Here is an 18692-nt window from a genome sequence, read left to right as displayed (position 1 = left end):
GGGCTCCCGGGGGGGGGGGGGGGGTGACCACCCGGGCCGCGCGGGGGGGCCCCCCGGGGGCGCCGGGTTGTTGCCCCCTGACACCCCCCGGGCCCGCGGAACTCTGGGCCGCAGCCCGGGCTCGCCGGCGCCGGATCGCCCGCATGATGGAGTCCCACCCGCGCCACCGGCCGGCGATCGGGCGCCGCGCGAGCCCGCCGTGGGCACGGAGGGCGGCACCCGCACCCGCCCGGACCCCGGGCACCACCCGGCGGCGGTGCCGGCCCGTCCCCCTCCCGTCCCCCATGCGGGAGGGGGACGGCAGGGCAGGCGGGCCCGTCCTGCGCCCGCGCGCCACCGCGCCGGACCGCGCGGGGCCCGGCCGACTGTGCGGCGAACCGGTTGTCCGGGCGGCCGGTGGGTGTCCGCGCCCGGGCCCGGTGGAATCCGTTGGCCCATGGACGCCACCCACACCCTGCCGACCGGCAGCGAGATCGCCCTGACCGTCAACGGACACCCCCACACCCTCGCGGTCGACCACCGCGCCACGCTGCTCGACGTGCTGCGCGACCGGCTCGGCCTCACCGGCGCGAAACCGGGCTGCGAGCACGGACAGTGCGGCGCCTGCACCGTGCTGGTGGAGGGGCGGCGGGTCAACAGCTGCCTGCTGCTGGCCGTCGCCCAGGACGGCACCCGGGTCACGACGGTGGAGGGCCTGGCCGGTGCGGACGGTCCGCACCCCCTGCAGCGGGCGTTCGTCGAGCAGGACGCCCTCCAGTGCGGGTTCTGCACCCCCGGGCAGCTCTGTTCGGCGGTGGCCGTGCTGGCCGAGACCGCCGGGGCGACGCCCCCGGTGGACGAGGCGGCGCTGCGCGACCTGCTCAGCGGCAACCTCTGCCGCTGCGGCGCCTACCAGGGCATCGTCCGGGCCGTCCGGCAGGTCCAGGCCGACGCGGAGGCAGCGCGATGATGCCCTTCGGCTACACCCGGCCCGCCGACGTGGCCTCCGCCGTCGCCCTCCTCGCCGCCCACCCCGGTGCGCTGGCCCTCGCCGGCGGCACCAACCTGGTCGACCTGATGAAGCTCGGCGTCGAACGGCCCGCGCTCCTCGTCGACATCGCCCGCCTCCCCCTGGACCGGATCGAGGCGACCCCGGCGGGCGGCCTGCGGATCGGCGCCACCGTCCGCAACAGCGACCTCGCCGCCCACCCCCTGGTCCGCGAGCGCTACCCGCTCCTCGCCGAGGCCGTCCTGGCGGGCGCCTCCGGGCAGCTGCGCAACGCCGCGACCACCGGGGGCAACCTGCTCCAGCGCACCCGCTGCCTGTACTTCCAGGACGTCTCCAAGCCGTGCAACAAGCGGCGGCCCGGCACCGGCTGCCCGGCCCGCACCGGCGTCCACCGGGACCTCGGCGTCCTCGGCACCTCCGAACACTGCGTGGCCACCCACCCCTCCGACCTGGCGGTGGCGCTCGTCGCCCTGGACGCGACCGTCCGGCTGACCGGCCCGGACGGCGACCGGACCTTCCCGCTCGCCGCCTTCCACCGGCTGCCCGGCGACTCCCCCGAGCGCGACACCGAGCTCGGCCCCGCCGAACTCGTCACCGCCGTCGAGCTGCCGCCCCCGCCCGCCGGCGCCCGCTCGGTCTACCGCAAGGTCCGCGACCGGGCCTCGTTCGCCTTCGCGACCTGCTCGCTCGCCGCACTGCTGACCCTGCGGGACGGGCGGGTCGACACCGTGCGGCTGGCCTTCGGCGCCCTCGCCCCCCGCCCCTGGCGGGCGCTCACCGCCGAGGCCGCCCTGCACGGGCAGCCGGCCACGCCCGAGGTGATCGGCCGCGCCCTGGCGGCCGAACTGGCCGCCGCCCGGCCGCTGCCCGACAACGCCTTCAAGCTGACCCTCGCCCGGCGCCTGGCCGTCCGCGAACTGGTCCGGCTCGCCGACCCGCAGGAGCACCGATGAGCAGCGACCTCGCCCGGCTGGAGGGCCTGGAGAAGGTCACCGGCACCGCCCGCTACGCCGGAGACCAGCAGCCCGACGGCCTGGCCCACGCCTGGCCGGTGCCCGCGACCATCGCCCGCGGCGACGTCACCGCCGTCGACACCGCGCCCGCGCTCGCGATCCCCGGGGTGCTCGCGGTGCTCACCCACCGCGACGCGCCGGCCCTCACGCTGCCCGAGGACGGCGACCCGACCCTGGCCGTGCTGCAGTCCCCCCGGGTGGCCCACCGCGGGCAGGTCGTCGCCCTGGTCGTGGCGACGACCCCGCAGGACGCCCGGGCCGGTGCCGAGGCCGTCCGGGTGACGTACAGCGCCGAACCGCACGACGTCGTCCTGACCGACGACCACCCCGGCCTCTACACCCCCGCGTACGCCAACGGCGGCCACCCCGCCGTCCGCGAGCGCGGCGACGTCGACCACGCCCACCGGCAGGCCGACCGGCGGCTCGACCTCACCTACCGGATCGGTCCGCTGCACAACCACCCGATGGAGCCGCACACCGCCACCGCCCGCTGGGACGGCCGCCGGCTGACCGTGCACGACTCCAGCCAGGGCGCGAACACCGTCCAGGAGACCCTGGCCGCGCTGTTCGGCCTCGACACCGGCGACGTCACGGTGGTCAGCGAGCACGTCGGCGGCGGATTCGGCAGCAAGGGCACCACCCGCCCGCACGCCGTCCTCGCCGCGATGGCCGCCCGGTCGGTCGACCGCCCGGTGCGGCTGGCGCTGCCCCGAGCCCTGCTGCCCGCGCTCACCGGCCACCGGGCGCCCTCCGTCCACCGCGTCCGCCTCGGCGCCGACCGCGACGGCCGGCTCACCGCCCTCGCGCACGAGGTCACCACCCGCTCCTCGACGGTGCGGGAGTTCGTCGAGCAGTCCGCGGTGCCCGCCCGCGTCATGTACGCCGCCCCGCACAGCCGGACCGCCCACCGCGTCGTCCGGCAGGACGTGCCCACCCCGTCCTGGATGCGCGCGCCCGGCGAGACCCCCGGCATGTTCGCCCTCGAGTGCGCCATGGACGAACTCGCCCACGCCTGCGGCCTGGACCCGGTCGAACTGCGCCTGCGCAACGAGCCCGACACCGAACCCGACACCGGACGGCCCTTCAGCAGCCGCAACCTGGCCGCCTGCCTGCGCGAGGGCGCCCGCCGCTTCGACTGGCCGCGGGAACATCCGGCGCGGCCGCGCCGCGACGGGCGCTGGCTGCTCGGCAGCGGCGTCGCCGCCTCCACCTACCCCGCGCTGGTCGCCCCCTCCACCGCCGAGGTCCTCGCCCGCCCCGACGGCACCTTCCTGGTCCGCACCGACGCCACCGACATCGGCACCGGCGCCCGGACCGTGCTCGCCGCGGTCGCCGCCCGGGCCCTGGACGTGCCGGCCGACCGGGTGTCCGTCGCCGTCGGCAGCACCGAGCTGCCCCGGGCCCCGCTCGCCGGCGGATCGGCCGGCACCGCCTCCTGGGGCTGGGCCGTGCACGAGGCCTGCACCCGGCTGCGGGCGGAGCTCGCCGACCGGGGGACGGCGGCGCTGCCGGCCGCCGGCCTGCGCTGCCACGCGGACACCACCGAGGCCGTCCGGGCCCGGCCCGACTACGCCCGGCACGCCTTCGGCGCCCAGTTCGCCCTGGTGGCGGTGGACGCCGACACCGCGGAGGTGCGGGTGCGCCGCCTGCTCGGCGTCTTCGCCGCCGGACGGATCCTCAACGCCCGCACCGCCCGCTCCCAACTCCTGGGCGGCATGGTCATGGGCGTCTCCATGGCGCTGCTCGAACACAGCACGATGGACCCGCGCTTCGGCGACCACGCCGAACACGACCTGGCCTCCTACCACGTCGCGGTGAACGCGGACGTCCCCTTCGTGGAGGCCCACTGGATCGACGAGGAGGATCCCCACCTCAACCCCCTGGGCGCCAAGGGCATCGGCGAGATCGGCATCGTCGGCACCGCCGCGGCCGTCGCCAACGCCGTCCACCACGCCACCGGGATCCGGGTCCGCGACCTCCCGGTCCGCCCCGAGTCCCTCCTGCCGCACCTGCCGGACGTTCCCTGAGTCCCGCCGGTCAGCCGGCGGCCAGGGCGGAGGACCCCGCGGCGTCGGACGACGGCGCCTCCGGGCGGGCCCTGAGCCGGGTCACGAGCACGTCCACGAAGGCCTCGACGTGCGGCGGCCGGGGTCCGGGGCGGGTGGCGCAGTACCAGGTCCTGGTCAACGGGGTCCGCCCGATGCGGACCAGGGCCAGGTCGTGGGTGGCGACGTAGGGGGCGGCCACCCAGCCGGGGAGGACGGTCACGCCCTGGCCCCCGGCGACCATCTCCACCAGCAGATCGGTGATCACCGGCATCACGGTGATCCGGGCCGGGCGGGCTCCGGGCGGGAGCGGCAGCGGCACGGACGGGATCCGGGTCTGGTCGTAGACGTCGTAGAGCACCAGGTGCGCGTCGGTGAAGTCCCGGGCGGTGAGGTGGTTCCGGGACGCCCACGGGTGCCGGGCGGGCACCACGGCCACCATCTCGTCGTCGAACAGCCGGGTCAGGCTGACCCGGTCCAGCTCCCGGTCCGGCTTGGTGACCAGCGCGACGTCCACCACGCCGGCCAGCAGCGCCGGGACGGGCGCGTCGTCGGCGACGGACTCGATCCGCACCTCCGCCTCCGGCTCCCGCTGCCGGAAGTCCCGGATCACCGGCGGCAGCCACTGGAAGGTGGTGCTGCACTGCGCGGTGAACCGCACCCGGCGGTCGCGCCCGTCCCGCAGGTCCCGCAGGTCGCGGGTGGCCGCCTCCAGCTCGGCCAGCACCCGGCCGGCCGCCACCAGCATCCGCCGGCCCGCGTCGTTCGGCACCAGCCGGCGGCCCTTCCGGTCGAAGAGCCGCATCCCGAGCCGGTCCTCCAGCCGGGTCAGCCGCTGACTCAGCGCGGGCTGGCTGACGTACAGGCGGGCGGCGGCCGCGGTGAGCGAGCCGGTCTCGGCGGTGACGTGCAGCAGTTCCAGGTCCCGCAGGTCCACATCCATAACCCTGGATTATCACAGGCTTCAAATCCCGTCGTGGAGTTATGGGCTGATCGCTCCTACGGTCCTGGGTGTCGGCCCGACGGCACGACGCGGAGTCACCGACTCCCGGTCGTCAGCACCCCGTCACGAACTCCCCGTCACGAACTCCCCGTCACCAACTCACGGTCACCCGAGGAATCCCCATGTCCACCAGCACGACGCTCCCCCCGACCGAGCCCCCCGAGGCGGCCGAGGCCGCAGTGGCCGCCGTGGCCGCCGCGCTGACCGCGTACTTCGACGGCCTCCACCACAGCGACACCGGGCTGCTCGCCGAGGTCTTCCACCCCGAGGCGGTCTACGCCACGGCCACCGAGGGCCGGCTGCTGCGCCTGACCATGGAGGACTACCTCCCCATGGTCGCCCGTCGGGAGCCCCCCGCGGCCCGGGGCGAGGCGCGCCGGGACCGGATCGTCTCGATCGGCTTCGCCGGTCCGGTCACCGCCCTGGCCCGCGTGGAGTGCGCGATCGGCGACCGCCACTACACCGACTTCCTGACCCTGGTCCGCCTGGACGGCCGCTGGCGGATCATCGCCAAGGTCTTCCACTTCGACCTCGTCGACCCGACCCCCACGGAGGGCTGACCCGTGCCGTACGTCAGTGTGAGGATCACCCGCGAGACCGCCACGCCCGACCAGAAGGCCGAGATCATCGCGGGAGTCACCGGCCTGCTGGCCCGGGTGCTGGACAAGGACCCGGCCACCACCTTCGTCGTCATCGACGAGGTGAACCTGGAGGACTGGGGCGTCGGCGGCCTCCCGGTCGCGGAGTACCGCCGCCGGCAGCGGCCCGGGCCGGCGGCCACCGGCTGACGGCACGGAACCGGCGGACCGGGTACGGCGGTGGGAGTGACCGCCGTACCCGGTGCGCCGCGGACCCCGGCGCGCGGCTGGACGGCGACCCTCCTATCGTGGAATTGAACGTCTACAGAGGAATCGCCCCGCCACGGGGCCCGCGCTGATTCCCAGCGCCCCGTTCCCCCGCACCACAGCACGTCACCACATTACGGGGAGTCATCATGACTACGCCCCGCTACTCGCACCGCCCTGCCCCGGTCTACGCCCTGGCCGGAATCCGGCTCTTCAACGGTGTCACCGGCCTCGTCGCGCCCGCCCTGCTCATCAGGCGGCTCGACCCCGGCCGCGAGCTCAGTCCGGCGGCCGTCTACGCCTTCCGGCTCTTCGGGATCCGCACGATCCTCCTCGGCCTCGATCTGCTGACCAACCACGGCGATCGGCTCCGCGAGGACCTCCAGGAGGGCGTCCTGATCCACGGCAGCGACACCGCCACCGCGGCCGCGCTCGGCATCCGTGGCCAACTGCCGCCCCGGACGGCCACCCTGACCACGCTGATCTCGGCGGTCAACACCGGCCTGGCCCTCACCGGCGCCGCCCGGCTCGCCGGGAAGCGGACGGGAAAGCGGAAGTGACCACGGACTCGGGCGCCGCCCCGGACGCCGCCGCCGAGCGGGGCTTCGACTACGTCGTCGTGGGCGCGGGCGCCGGAGGCGGACCGCTGGCGGCCAACCTCGCCGCCGCGGGCCCGCGGGTCCTGCTGCTCGACGCGGGCGGCGACGAGGAGAACGACAACTACCTGGTGCCCGCCTTCCACGCGGACTCCTCCGAGGACCCGGTCCGGCGCTGGGACTACTTCGTGCGGCACTACGCCGACGAGCGGCAGCAGCGGCGCGACAGCAAGCTCGTACCGGACAAGGGCGTCCTCTACCCCCGCGCCGCGGCGGTCGGCGGCTGCACCACGCACCACGCACTGATCACCGTCTACCCGTACAACCGCGACTGGGACGCGATCGCGGAGGAGACCGGCGACGCCTCCTGGCACAGCACCGCCATGCGCCGGTACTTCGAACGGCTGGAGCGCTGCACGTACCGGCCCAGGCCCAAGGATCCGCCCGCCGTCCCGCTGCTGGCCCGGCTGCTGCCGCTGCTGCCCCTCATCGGGGCGCGGTACCGCAACGATGCGCGGCACGGGTTCGACGGCTGGCTGCCGACTTCCTTGGCCGATCCGGAACTCGCCCTCCAGGACGGCCAGTTGCTCAAGGTGATCCTCGCCGCCGCCGAGGACACGCTCGGTGACCTCCTCGGCCGGCCGCTGTCCGCGCTGGAGGGGTGGGGCTCCTTCGTCGACCCCAACGACTGGAAGGTGCAGACCGAGGCCCTGCAGGGGTTGTGGCAGATCCCGATCTCCACGGCGAACGGCCGGCGCAGCGCGGTCCGCGAGCGCGTCCACGCCGTTCGGCAGAGCCACCCGGACCAGCTCGTCGTCCGGACGAACGCCCTGGCGGCCCGGATCGTGCTGGACGACAGCGGGGCGGCGACCGGCGTCGACTACCTGGACCAGCCGCACGCGCACCGCGCCGACCCGCGCAGCGATCACTCCGCGGGGCTGCCGCCGCTGCGACGGGTGCTCGCCTCCCGCGAGGTGATCCTGGCCGCGGGGGCGTTCAACACGCCCCAACTGCTGATGCTCTCGGGGATCGGCCCGCGGGAGGAGCTGCACCGGCTGGGCCTGCCCGTGCTGGTCGACCTGCAAGGCGTGGGCGCCAATCTGCAGGACCGCTACGAGGTGGGCGTGGTCAGCCAGCTGGACCGCGAGTTCCCGCTGATCAAGGACTGCGACTTCCACGCACCGGAGCCCGGTGCCGCGCCGGACCGCTGCTACCTGGCCTGGCAGCGCGGCGAGGGCCTGTACACGACCAACGGCGCGGTCGTCGGCATCAGCCACCGGTCGGACCCGGGGCTGGACGCCCCGGACCTGTTCGTGTTCGGCGGGCCCTTCGACTTCCGCGGGTACTACCCGGGCTACTCGCTGAACCTGACCCGGCACCGGGACCGCTTCACCTGGGCCATCCTCAAGAGCCGCACCCACAACACCGGGGGCCGGGTGCGGCTGCGTTCCACGGACCCCCGTGACACGCCCCTGGTGAACTTCCACTCGTTCGCCGAGGGCACCGACAAGGACGGCGTGGACCTCGAAGCCATGGCCGACGCCGTGGAGTTCGTCCGCGGGATGAACCGCAGGGCCGGTTCCGTGATCCGCAGCGAACTGTGGCCCGGCGAGGAGGTCGACGACCGCGACGCCGTCCGCCGGTTCGTCCAGGACGAGGCGTGGGGCCACCACGCGTCCTGCAGCTGCCGGATGGGCCGGGCGGACGATCCGGCGGCGGTCGTGGACAGCCGGTTCCGGGTCCGCGGGGTGGACCGGCTGCGGATCGTGGACGCCTCGGTCTTCCCGCGCATCCCCGGGTTCTTCATCGCCACCCCGCTCTACATGATCAGCGAGAAGGCGAGCGACGTGATCCTCGCCGACGCGGCCGACCGGACCGACCGGACCGACCGGACCGACCGGACCGACCGGCCCCACCGAGCCGGCCGAACAGGCCGAACAGGTTGAACCGACAGCACCGACCGACACCAGGTACCGGCCAAGGAGCAGCCACGATGAGCACGCAACGACGCACCTCACGGCGGACCGGCAGCGGATACCGCACCTCCCTCCCCTGGCGGATCGTCACCAGCGCCTCCGAGTACGTCGACCGCCGCGTCGGCTGGGACAAGCTGCCGGTCGCCCCGGGCCTGCTGACCCTCCTCGGCCTGCGGGTCAGACTGCGGCAGCAGAACCTCCACGACACCGGCGGGCTCCCCTCCGTCGGCGCGCCCGCCCCCGCACCGCCGTCCGCGAAGCACAAGGTCAACCGGACCGCCGACGGCAGCCACAACGACCTCGGCGAGCCGCGGATGGGCATGGCGGGCACCCGCTTCGGCCGCAACATCCCGCTGGACCGGATCGCCCCGGCCACCCCCGAGTCCGTGCTGTCCAGGCCGAACCCGCGCGAGGTCAGCCGCGCCCTGCTCACCCGGCACGAGCTGGTCGCCGCCGAGTCGGTCAACTCGCTGGTCGCCGCCTGGCTGCAGTTCATGATCCGCGACTGGTTCAGCCACGGCACGAGCCCCACGGACCGCCCCTGGGAGGTACCGCTCCTGGACGACGACCCGTGGCCCGAGCGGCCGATGCGGATCATGCGGACCCCGGACGACCCGACCCGGGACCCGCACGCGCCCGCCGGGACCCCCGACACCCGGGTCAACGTCTCCTCCCACTGGTGGGACGCCTCCCAGCTCTACGGGACCGACGCGACCGAGCAGCGCCTGCTGCGGACCGGGGAGCTGGGCAAGCTGCACGTGTGGGACAACGGACAGACCCCGTTCTCCACGGACCCCTCGCGCGACCCGTCCCGCATTCCCGGCTTCTGGCTGGGCCTGGCCCTGATGCAGGACCTCTTCGTCCGGGAGCACAACGCGATCTGCGACCACCTGCACGGCGCCTACCCGTCCTGGGACGACGAGGAGCTGTTCCAGCGGGCCAGGCTCGTCAACGCCGCGCTCCTCGCCAAGATCCACACCGTGGAGTGGACGCCCGCCGTGATCAGCCACCCCACCACCGTCGCCGCCCTGCGGGCCAACTGGTGGGGCGTCGCGGGCGAACGCGTGCACCGGCTCTTCGGCCGGATCAGCGGCAGCGAGGTCGTCAGCGGCATCCCCGGCGGCGACACCGACCACTACGGCGTCCCGTACTCCCTCACCGAGGAGTTCGTGGCCGTCTACCGGATGCACCCGCTCGTCCGCGACGACTGGCACCTGCGCTCCGCCGAGGACGACGCCGGCCTCAAGCAGTGCACGTTCCGTGACATCTCGGGGCCCGACGCGCTGAAGGTCCTCGGGACGCTGCGGACCGCCGACCTGCTGTACAGCTTCGGCACGCTCCCGCCGGGCCTGGTCACCCTGCACAACTTCCCGAGGTTCCTGCAGGAGTACCGGCGTCCGGACGGCAACCTCCAGGACCTCGCCGCCACCGACATCCTGCGCAGCCGGGAGCTGGGCGTCCCCCGCTACAACGAGTTCCGGCGGCTGCTGCGGCTGAAGCCCGCGCAGACCTTCCAGGAGCTGACGGACAACCCGGAGTGGGCCGAGGAGATCGAGCGGCTCTACGAGGGCGACATCGAGAAGGTCGACCTGACGATCGGGATGTACGCGGAGAAGCTGCCGACCGGATTCGCCTTCAGCGACACGGCGTTCCGCATCTTCGTCCTGATGGCCTCCCGGCGGCTCAACAGCGACCGTTTCTTCACCGAGTACTACACCCCCGAGGTGTACTCCAGGGCCGGCATGGCCTGGATCGACGACAACACCATGGTCACGGTGCTGCTGCGCCACCACCCGGAGCTGCGGACGGCGCTCGCGGGCCTGACGAACGCCTTCGTGCCGTGGCACACCGCCGGAAGGACGGTGGACTGAAGTGGGACCGACAGACCGGACCAGGGCCGAACGCCGGCGCCAGGCCGCCGAGGCCGCCCGGCGCTACCGCGACAAGAGCGCCGAGCGGCGGGCCGTCGAGCGGCAGCGGGAGGCGGGGGTCGCCTTCCCCGACACGCCGGAGGCGATCGCCGCCCGCGCCGCGCACCTGATCGAGCGGCAGACGATGCCCACCGCCCTCGTGGTGGAGGCCGTCCGCAAGGAGCCGCTGACCGTCCTCGCCGCGAACGAGCGCATCATCGGAGCGTCCAAGAACCTCCAGTCGTGGAGTTTCCTGCCGCGCGGCGCCCGGGCGGCGCGCACCGTCGGCCGGATCATGGCGCGGGAGGACGGCCGCGAGCTGCCCATCGGCACCGGGTTCCTCGTGGCGCCGGGCCTGCTGATGACCAACCACCACGTGCTCACCGACCCGGAGACCGCCCGGCAGTGCTTCGTGGAGTTCGACGCCCAGGTCACCATCGACAACGAACCGCAGGTGGCCGTCCGGGTGTCGCTCGACCCCGACGGGTTCTACGTGACCGACGAGCACCTCGACTACGCCCTGGTGCTCGTCGGCCCGGGCCCGGACCAGCGGCCGCCGGGCGAGACCTTCGGCTGGAACCGGCTCAGCGCCAAGCAGGGAAAGCTGGTGGTCGGTGAGGCGGTCAACATCATCGGCCACCCGATGGGCCGCCTGAAGGAGATCGCCGTCCGGGAGAACAGGCTCCAGGTGCGCCTGGACGGCTTCATCCACTACGAGACGGACACCGAGCCCGGCAACTCCGGGTCCCCGGTCTTCAACGACCAGTGGGAGGTCGTCGCGCTCCACCACTGCGGTGTGCCGAAGACCGACGACCAGGGGCGCACCCTGCGCAAGGACGGCAAGGTGCTGCAGCCCGGTGACGGCGACGACGCCGTCGAGTGGGTGGCCAACGAGGGCGCGCGGGTCAGCTCCATCCTCGCGCACCTGGCCTCACTGCCGCTCGCTCCCGGACAGCGGGCGATCCTCGCCGGGATGGGCCCGGAGGCCGGCCTGCAGGCCCCGCAGGGTGCCGGCGTTCCCGCGGCGGCCCCCGTCGTGACCGCGCCGGCGGGCCCGGCCGGCCCGCTCGCGGCGGCCCCCGTCGAGTCGGCGGCCCCCGTGGAGTCCGTGCCCGGCCCGGCCGGCGAGGCCGCCGCGGGGGTCTCGGCGGTCGCGGGCCTGCGCGCCCGGCAGGGCGCGTTCGGCGGCGGACGGCACCTGGTCTTCCTGCACGGCCGCTCCCAGCAGAAGAAGCACCCCGAGGACCTGCGTCGCGAGTGGACCGCAGGACTCAACCAGGGGCTCGTCGCCGCCGGGCTGCCGACGGTCGACGCCGCCGACGTCTGGTTCCCCTACTACGGCGACAAGCTGATGGAGGTGCTCGGCACGCAGGAGTCCGTGCGCAGCGCCTACGAGGCGTCGTCCTTCCCGACGGCCGAGCTGGCCACCCCCGCCTCCCCCTCCGCCCGCGCGCTGTACGAGGAGATCGTCGCGGAGGCCGCCGCGAAGGCCGGCATCCCCCCGGACGGTCAGCTGGCCCTCGAACGGTTCGGCCTGCCCGACGTGGTCGGGGCCCTGCACCGCGAACTGGGCTGGCTGGCCGCCAACAGCGACCTCGACGAGCTGGTGATCGCCTGGCGCCTCCGTGACGTGGCCGTCTACCTCGACAGCAAGCCGGCCCGGGAGCAGGTGCTGAACTGCGTACTCGAAACGATGCCGGACTCCGGGGACGTGATCCTGGTCAGCCACAGCCTCGGCACGGTGGTCGGCATGGACCTCCTGGACAAGCTGGCCTTCGGTCAGGTCGTCCACCTCACCACGGTGGGCAGCCCGCTCGGCCTGGACAGCGTCTACAGCAAGCTGGCCCACGGGCCGAAGCGGCCCGACAGGGTCGCGGACTGGCTGAACGCCTGGTGTCCGACCGACGCGGTGACCGTCGGCTGCCCGCTCGCCCGCGTGTGGGCGGACGGGGTCACCGACATGGCCGTCATCAACGCCGCCGAGCGGGCGCACGGCATCACCGAGTACCTGTCGCACCCCGAGGTCGCCCGGCGGATCGGCGGCTTCCTCTTCCCCTGATCTCCGCCGACCTCCGAACCGATCCCGGGCGCCCGCACCGGCGCGCACCACTCCCGTCCCGTCCCCGGGCGGGAGTGGTTCAGGGGGCAACCAGCGGCCGTTCCCGGCCGGCCAGGTCGAGCAACAGCTTCGCGGCCACCGTCGCCCCGTCGGTGCGGATCGTGCCGGCCACGGTCCTCGCCCGGGCGAGCGTCCCGGGCGTGAGGGCCGTGGCGAGCGCGGCGGACAGCGAGTCGACGGTCGGCGTCGGGTCGTGGTGGGCCGCGCCGATGCCCAGCTCGGCCACCCGGGCGGCCCAGTGGGGCTGGTCCGCGATCCGCGGGACCACCACCTGGGGTGCGCCGGCCCGGGCCGCCGTCGTCGTGGTGCCCGCGCCGCCGTGGTGCACGACGGCGGCCACCCGGCGGAACAGCGCCTGCTGGTTGACCTCGCCGACGGCGAAGCAGTCGTCGGCGTCGTCGACCGGGGCCAGGCCGGCCCAGCCGCGGGCCAGGACCACGCGTCGGCCGTGCGCGCGGCACGCTTCGACGGCCACCCGGGCGATGCCCTGCGGGGCGTGCGCGGCCATGCTGCCGAAGCCCACGTAGACCGGCGGTTCGCCGGCGTCCAGGAACGCCTCCAGCGCGTCGGGGAGCGGACGGTCGTCGGGCAGGATCCACGCGCCGGTCTGCACCACGTCGAGGTCCGTCATGCCCTGCGCCGGACACAGCGTCGCGTCCGCCGCCAGCCACGGCCGGCCGGTGAGGACGTGGTCGCGGACGTTCTCCACCGGGGGCAGGCCGATCGCCGCCCGACCGCTGTTGAGCGCCTCGCCGTACAACGCGTTCACCCGCTGGGCGTCCTGCTCCCACAGCACCCGGTTGTCGGTCTCCTCCGGCGGGGACGGCGTGCCCGGGCGCGCCCCGGGACGGAAGTGGCGCGACGGCAGCCCGAGGACGTGGAAGCACGCGAGCACGTACGGGATGCCCAGCTTCTCGGCCACGTCGCGGGCGCCGGCCGGCATCAGGCCGGTCGCCAGCAGGGCGTCGCAGCCCTCGGCCGCCGCGGTGAGCGTGTCGAACCGCGCGGCGACCAGCTCGGGGGCGAGCCGGAACGCGTCCGCCGCCGTCGGCGGCTTCGGGCCGGCGACCACCGAGCGCACCGTCGGGCCGAGCGGCACCAGCGGCACGCCGACCCGCGCCAGCAGCGTCGCGAACTCCTCGTCCGGCGGCGCGCACACCCGCACCTGCGCGCCGAGCCCCCGCAGTCCCACCGCCAGTGCCGCCAGCGGTTCAACGTCTCCGCGCGATCCCCACGTCGTCAACAACACGCGCATTTCGTGACTCCCGTTTTCGCAGGTCAGAGCTGTTGGACCGCCGATTCTGCGGCATCACCGGGGCCTTGCCGCAAGCCCCCCGGTGCGTTATACGTTGAGAGTGGCAAGGAGTGGTTCTCCTTGCCTTTCCTCATGCCGGTCGTGCCCTTTCGCCGGTCGTGCCCTTTCGCCGGTCGTGCCCTTTGGCGGTCATGCCCGTTGCCGGTCGTGCCCTTTGGCGGTCGGGTCGGCTCGGGCGGGCCGTCGAACGGGGCGCCGACCCCGGCCCGTCGGCCGGCCGACGGCGGTTTACGTCCCGGGCGCGGTGTGCCAGGCTGAAAGCGTGCGTGGGTTCCCCGCACCCGACGGCGGGAAACCCGGCTTCGGTACTCCGGGATTGTCACCGTCCGTCACCCGGACCGGTGCGGACCAGTGGTGACGCTGTGTGCCCGGGCTCCGATCGGCCGGGCCCGGAAGCGCCGTTCGGCACGGCGGGCGGTTCCGGTCCCGCGCTCACGCACCGCAGCCATCGAGCGGGGCCGCCGGCGAGGTGGTGAGTACCGTGAGCCTGGTTCAGATCGAAGGCTCCGAGGAGGTCCTGCGTGCCGTGCAGGGCATTCCGGAGCTCCACCTGGTGCGTTCGAGCCTGGAGACCCGTGCCGACTACCGGTACAAGGTCGCTGCGTACGCGTCCGACCAGGCGGTCGAGGCGGCGGTTGCGCAGGGTGCCGAGGTGACGGTGCTGCTCTCCTCCGAGGACGCCGCCGATCACCACGCCCGGATGTCGGCCGTGATCGGCCAGGGCTACGCCGAGCGCGGGGAGGTGTGAGCGATGCCCCCGCCCTACGCCACGCCGACCGTGCCGCAGACACCGGCCCAGATCGAGGCGGCGCTCGCCGACCTCGCGGCCACGTTCCCCACGCTGTGCACGCTCGGTGAGTTCCCGAACCGCAGCGTCGAGAACCGGGAGATCCACTTCATCCGCATCGCGAACGCGCCGCAGAACGGCCGTCCGGCCGTGGTGCTGACCGGCGGCGTCCACGCACGCGAGTCCGCGCCGCCGGACGCGCTGATCCACTTCGCGCAGAACCTGCTGGTGAGCCGCACCACCGGCGACGACATCGTCTTCCCCGCGATGTCCTGCCGGCCGCTCCCGCTCGGGCCGACGGTGGAGTACCCCCCGTTCACCATCCCGGCCACCGAGGTGGAGCGGATCCTGAACGGCGTCGACCTCTACGTCGCGCCGCTGATCAATCCCGACGGCCGGCTGTTCGACCAGCTGAACCCGCCGTCCGACCCGATCGGCGCCGGCTGGCGCAAGAACCGGCGGCCCCATCCCAACCCGGCCAAGGTCGGGGTGGACATCAACCGCAACCACGACATCGCCTGGAAGTTCGAGGACTACTACGACATGGCGGTCTACCTGTCCTTCTACCGGGACGGCCCCGCCTCCACCGACAACAGGGACGACACCTACCGCGGGCCGTCCGCGGCCTCCGAACCGGAGACCGCCAACGTGCAGTGGCTCATCGACCACACCAGGGCCAACTACTTCGTCGACGTCCACCAGTTCGGCCGCAAGGTCCTGCTCTGCTGGGGCATCGAGGACAACGGCAACGACCCGTCGATGAACTTCGCCTCGCCCGCCTGGACGGGCAAGCGGGACGGTCTCCGCCCGGGCAGTCCGGGCCTGCCGCCGGACCGCCCCAACTACCGGGAGTTCGTCACCAACTCGCCGCCGCACTTCGTGCGCAAGACGCTCGGCACCATCGCCGGTGAGATGCGGGACGCGATCCTGCGCAGCGCCGGGGTGGACCCGACCGTCAGCACCGCGAGCCCCCGGCGCACCCACTCCACCTACGACGTCGGCCAGAGTGCCTCGCTGTACCACCCGCTGGGCGGCCCGGTCACCGGCACCACCGACGACTACGCCTTCCGCCGGCAGTTCGACGACCCGACCAGGGCACCGGTCTTCGCCTTCACCATCGAGACCGGACACGAGGAGGAGTCCGGATTCCACCCCGACTACGGCAGCCCGCCCGGGCACTACGCCAAGATCGAACGGGAGGTGCACGCGGCGTTGACGGCGCTCTGCGACTTCGCGGCCTGAGCGCTCAGTCGCCGGCTCCGGAACCCGACCCGGGCCGGCCGTCGATGCCGGGGGTGTCCGACCACCAGGGCGGCCCGGAGGCCTGAGCGCCCGTCAGGGAGGGCGTGCGCTCGGCCGCCGGTCCGCGGGCTGCCCGCGGCCGGTCACAGGCCGCGGGCGACGTTGGCGAGGACGGTGTCGACGGCGCGCCGGACCTCGTCGGGGGGCAGGTCGTGCAGGGGGCCGTCGGTGAGGAGATGGGCGAGGCCGTGGACGGCGGACCACGCGCCGTACTCGGCGCCTGGGCGCCGCTCGGGCGGGAGGGCACCCGCGTCGACGAGTTCGTCGAGCCGGGCGGACAGCAGCAGGTAGGGGTCGGTGTCGGGTGCGGGCCGCACCCCGGGGTGGCGGCCGGGGTCGGGGGTCGCGCCGCAGAAGGCGGTACGGAACCAGCCGTGTTCGGTGAGGGCGAACTCGATGTAGGCACGGCCGACGGCTTCGAGCCTCGCCCAGGCGAGTGCCGCGGGTTCGGCGGCGGCCTCGGTGGTGGAGCCTTCGGCGGGGGCGGCCTCGGCGGCGGCCTCGGTGGCAGGGCCCTCGGCGGGGCCGGCCTCGGCGGGGGCGGCCTCGGCGGTGGAGCCCTCGGTGGCAGGGCCCTCGGCGGAGGCGGGGTCGGCCTCGGCGGTGCGTCGGAGCATGAGCAGGCCGAGCCGGTCCATGCAGCGGGCGGCCACGGCCGCGAGGAGGTCCTCGTGGCTGGCGAAGTGGCGGTAGGCGGCGTTGTGGGAGACGCCGGCCTCACGTCCGGCGGCCCGCAGGACCACGGCTTCGGGCCCGCCCGCACGGGCGAGGGCGACGCCGGCGGTGACCAGGGCCTCGCGGAGGTTGCCGTGGTGGTATGTCCGATTCTCCAAGGTTCCACCCCGTTTCACGCCATGTGTTGACAGTGTCCACTTCGGGTGGAAGCGTGTCAATCAGAGCATGTTACCGCTGTCAACATCTCTGGCGGATGGAGTGTGCCATGACCGCCCTCACCCCTCACCGACGCCTTCTCGTCCTGGCCACGGTCTGTCTGGCCGCGTTCGCGATCAACCTGGACACCACGATCGTCAACGTCGCGCTGCCGGAGCTGAGCCGACAGCTGGACGCCACCACCCGGGACCTGCAGTGGGTCGTCGACGGCTACAACCTGGCGTTCGCCGCGCTGGTGCTGACGGCAGGTTCGCTCGGCGACCGGTTCGGCCGCCGACCCGCCCTGCTGGTGGGGCTCGCCGGCTTCGCCGCCACCAGCGCGCTGGGCAGCGCCGTCGGTTCGCCCGGCGCGCTGGTGGCGGTGCGCTTCGCCATGGGAGCGTGCGCGGCGGCCATCTTCCCGACCACCCTCTCCGTCATCACCAACACCTTCCCCGACCGCCGCGCCCGCGCGAAGGCGATCGGGGTGTGGGGTGCGGTCACGGGCCTGGGGGTCGCGGTGGGCCCGGTGGCCGGCGGCCTGCTGCTGGCGCACTTCGGCTGGCCGTCGGTCTTCCTGGCCCTCGTCCCGGTGACCCTGCTCGCCCTGGTGGCGGCCTGGGCCTGGGTGCCGGAGTCCAGCAGTCCGGCCTCGGCGCGCCTGGACCTGCCCGGGCTGGTCACGTCCTCGGCGGCCGTCGGCGTCCTGGTGTACACGATCATCGAGGCCCCCCGTCGCGGCTGGGGCGCCCCGGCCACGGTGGCGGGCTTCGCCGCCGCCGCCGTGCTCACCGCGGCGTTCGTGCTCATCGAGCGCGGCCGGGCCCATCCGATGATCGACGTGACGCTGTTCCGCACGCCGGCGTTCTCGGCCGCCAGCGGGTCGGTCACCGTCGCCTTCTTCGCGCTCTTCGGCTTCATCTTCCTGGTGACCCAGTACTTCCAGTTCATCCGCGGCTACGGCACGCTCTCCACGGGAGTGCGAGTCCTGCCGGTCGCGTTGACCATCGCGCTCGGCTCGCTCGGCGGTGTCGCGCTGGCGACCCGGCTGGGCACCCGCGCCGTGGTCACCTCCGGCCTCGTGCTGCTCGGCACCTCGTTCGCGTGGATCGCCGCCTCGGCGGCCTTCGCGCCGTACCCGCAGGTGGTCGGTCAGATGGTCCTGCTGGGCCTCGGCCTCGGGCTCACCACCGCCCCGGCCACCGAGTCGATCCTGAGCGTGCTGCCTCCGGCCAAGGCCGGTGTCGGCTCGGCGGTCAACGACGCGACCCGCGAGGCGGGCGGCACGCTCGGCGTCGCCGTCCTGGGCTCCGTCTTCACCTCCCTGTACGCGGCCCGGCTCGCCACCGGCTCCTTCGCGGGCCTGCCGCCGCGCACGGCCGACGCCGCCGAGGGTTCGGTCGCCTCCGCGCTCGGCACCGCGACGGCCCTCGGGCGCCGCGACCTGCTGGCCGCCGTCCAGGTCTCCTTCATGGACGCCTTCCACCTCGCCTGTCTGGTCGGCGCGAGCGTCTGCCTGCTCGGGGCGGTCGGCGCCCGCCTCGCCCTGCCCGCCCGGGTGCCGACGCCCGCCCGCGCCCCGGTCGCCGCCCGGCCGGTCGGCGGCACCCAGCCGGCGGCGGTCCGGGCCCGGCCGGCCGCCTCGGGCACCCACCAGGCCGGGCCGGCTCCGGCCGCAACCGCTCGGCCCCAGGACGACCCGCACCGCACCGCACCGCACGCCGTGCCCGGTGCGCGCCGCAGGACGGTGCGCTGACCGCAGGCCGGCAGCACCCGCCCGGGCGCGCACCCGCCACGGCGCGGGCGGCGCCGAACGCGGCGCGACCCCGCCGCCGCCCTCGGCGGGGTGCACCCCGGGCGCCGTGTGGCCCGGCCGGGGGCGGCGCCGCCCCCGGCCGAGCGGGCCCACGCCGTGCTCGCGGC

At 74.6% G+C, this 18692-nt stretch carries 15 protein-coding genes; 12 read left to right on the top strand and 3 right to left on the bottom strand.

The window, feature by feature from the left end; all coding sequences use genetic code 11:
• Positions 1–436: 436 nt before the first annotated feature.
• The 3 genes from ACFVHB_RS15935 to ACFVHB_RS15925 are packed head-to-tail and all read left to right on the top strand — an operon-like array spanning position 437 to position 4028.
• Positions 437–949: a (2Fe-2S)-binding protein gene (locus tag ACFVHB_RS15935; protein WP_380321296.1), complete on the top strand. Its 513-nt coding sequence runs from the start codon at positions 437–439 to the stop codon at positions 947–949.
• Positions 946–1941, top strand: a complete 996-nt coding sequence (locus ACFVHB_RS15930) for an FAD binding domain-containing protein (protein ID WP_380321293.1) — start codon at positions 946–948, stop codon at positions 1939–1941. Before ACFVHB_RS15935 ends, ACFVHB_RS15930 begins: the two co-directional genes overlap by 4 nt.
• Positions 1938–4028 (top strand): xanthine dehydrogenase family protein molybdopterin-binding subunit, encoded by a 2091-nt coding sequence (locus tag ACFVHB_RS15925; RefSeq protein ID WP_380321290.1) that lies wholly within the window; start codon positions 1938–1940, stop codon positions 4026–4028. Before ACFVHB_RS15930 ends, ACFVHB_RS15925 begins: the two co-directional genes overlap by 4 nt.
• Before the next feature lie 10 nt (positions 4029–4038).
• Here ACFVHB_RS15925 and ACFVHB_RS15920 read toward each other — a convergent pair whose 3' ends face one another.
• Positions 4039–4989 carry a LysR family transcriptional regulator gene (locus ACFVHB_RS15920; protein ID WP_380321287.1) on the bottom strand — a complete coding sequence of 317 codons (951 nt, stop codon included), beginning with the start codon at positions 4987–4989 and terminating at the stop codon, positions 4039–4041.
• A 182-nt stretch (positions 4990–5171) separates the two neighbouring features.
• On the opposite strand from ACFVHB_RS15920, the gene ACFVHB_RS15915 reads away from it, so the two are divergent.
• The 6 genes from ACFVHB_RS15915 to ACFVHB_RS15890 all read left to right on the top strand — a co-directional run bounded on the left by ACFVHB_RS15915 (position 5172) and on the right by ACFVHB_RS15890 (position 12435).
• Complete coding sequence (locus ACFVHB_RS15915) at positions 5172–5609, top strand: nuclear transport factor 2 family protein (protein WP_380321284.1); 438 nt, start codon at positions 5172–5174, stop codon at positions 5607–5609.
• Positions 5610–5612: 3 nt separating this feature from the next.
• On the top strand, positions 5613–5837 hold the full coding sequence (locus ACFVHB_RS15910; protein WP_380321281.1) for a 4-oxalocrotonate tautomerase family protein: 225 nt from the start codon (positions 5613–5615) through the stop codon (positions 5835–5837).
• Positions 5838–6043: 206 nt separating this feature from the next.
• Positions 6044–6454 (top strand): hypothetical protein, encoded by a 411-nt coding sequence (locus tag ACFVHB_RS15905; protein WP_380321279.1) that lies wholly within the window; start codon positions 6044–6046, stop codon positions 6452–6454.
• Positions 6451–8436 carry a GMC family oxidoreductase gene (locus tag ACFVHB_RS15900; RefSeq protein WP_380321276.1) on the top strand — a complete coding sequence of 662 codons (1986 nt, stop codon included), beginning with the start codon at positions 6451–6453 and terminating at the stop codon, positions 8434–8436. The genes ACFVHB_RS15905 and ACFVHB_RS15900 overlap by 4 nt, the downstream gene beginning before the upstream one ends.
• 47 nt (positions 8437–8483) lie before the next feature.
• A complete protein-coding gene (locus ACFVHB_RS15895; RefSeq protein ID WP_380321273.1) occupies positions 8484–10337 on the top strand; it encodes a peroxidase family protein in 1854 nt (617 codons plus the stop codon).
• Position 10338: 1 nt separating this feature from the next.
• The gene (locus ACFVHB_RS15890) at positions 10339–12435 is read left to right on the top strand and encodes a trypsin-like serine peptidase (protein ID WP_380321270.1); all 2097 of its coding nucleotides are present in this window, start codon (positions 10339–10341) and stop codon (positions 12433–12435) included.
• 79 nt (positions 12436–12514) lie between these two features.
• On the opposite strand, the gene ACFVHB_RS15885 is transcribed toward ACFVHB_RS15890, so the two are convergent.
• Positions 12515–13750, bottom strand: coding sequence for a glycosyltransferase (locus ACFVHB_RS15885; RefSeq protein WP_380321267.1), 1236 nt, complete (start codon positions 13748–13750; stop codon positions 12515–12517).
• 541 nt (positions 13751–14291) lie between these two features.
• Here ACFVHB_RS15885 and ACFVHB_RS15880 point away from each other — a divergent pair.
• Together ACFVHB_RS15880 and ACFVHB_RS15875 are read left to right on the top strand one after the other, a co-directional pair.
• On the top strand, positions 14292–14558 hold the full coding sequence (locus ACFVHB_RS15880; protein WP_380321264.1) for a hypothetical protein: 267 nt from the start codon (positions 14292–14294) through the stop codon (positions 14556–14558).
• A 3-nt stretch (positions 14559–14561) separates the two neighbouring features.
• Entirely contained in the window at positions 14562–15839 is a 1278-nt protein-coding gene (locus ACFVHB_RS15875) for a M14 family zinc carboxypeptidase (protein WP_380321261.1), read from the top strand.
• Between the two features lie 143 nt (positions 15840–15982).
• Here the strand turns inward: ACFVHB_RS15875 and ACFVHB_RS15870 are convergent, their stop codons facing one another.
• Positions 15983–16732, bottom strand: coding sequence for a TetR/AcrR family transcriptional regulator (locus ACFVHB_RS15870; RefSeq protein ID WP_380321258.1), 750 nt, complete (start codon positions 16730–16732; stop codon positions 15983–15985).
• A 107-nt stretch (positions 16733–16839) separates the two neighbouring features.
• Between ACFVHB_RS15870 and ACFVHB_RS15865 the strand changes: the two genes are divergently transcribed.
• Positions 16840–18525 (top strand): MFS transporter, encoded by a 1686-nt coding sequence (locus ACFVHB_RS15865; RefSeq protein WP_380321255.1) that lies wholly within the window; start codon positions 16840–16842, stop codon positions 18523–18525.
• The last annotated feature ends 167 nt before the right edge of the window (positions 18526–18692 follow it).

The organism is Kitasatospora sp. NPDC127111 (genome assembly GCF_042677465.1).
GTDB lineage: Bacteria > Actinomycetota > Actinomycetes > Streptomycetales > Streptomycetaceae > Kitasatospora.
This window is presented reverse-complemented; position numbering and strand designations above follow the sequence as displayed.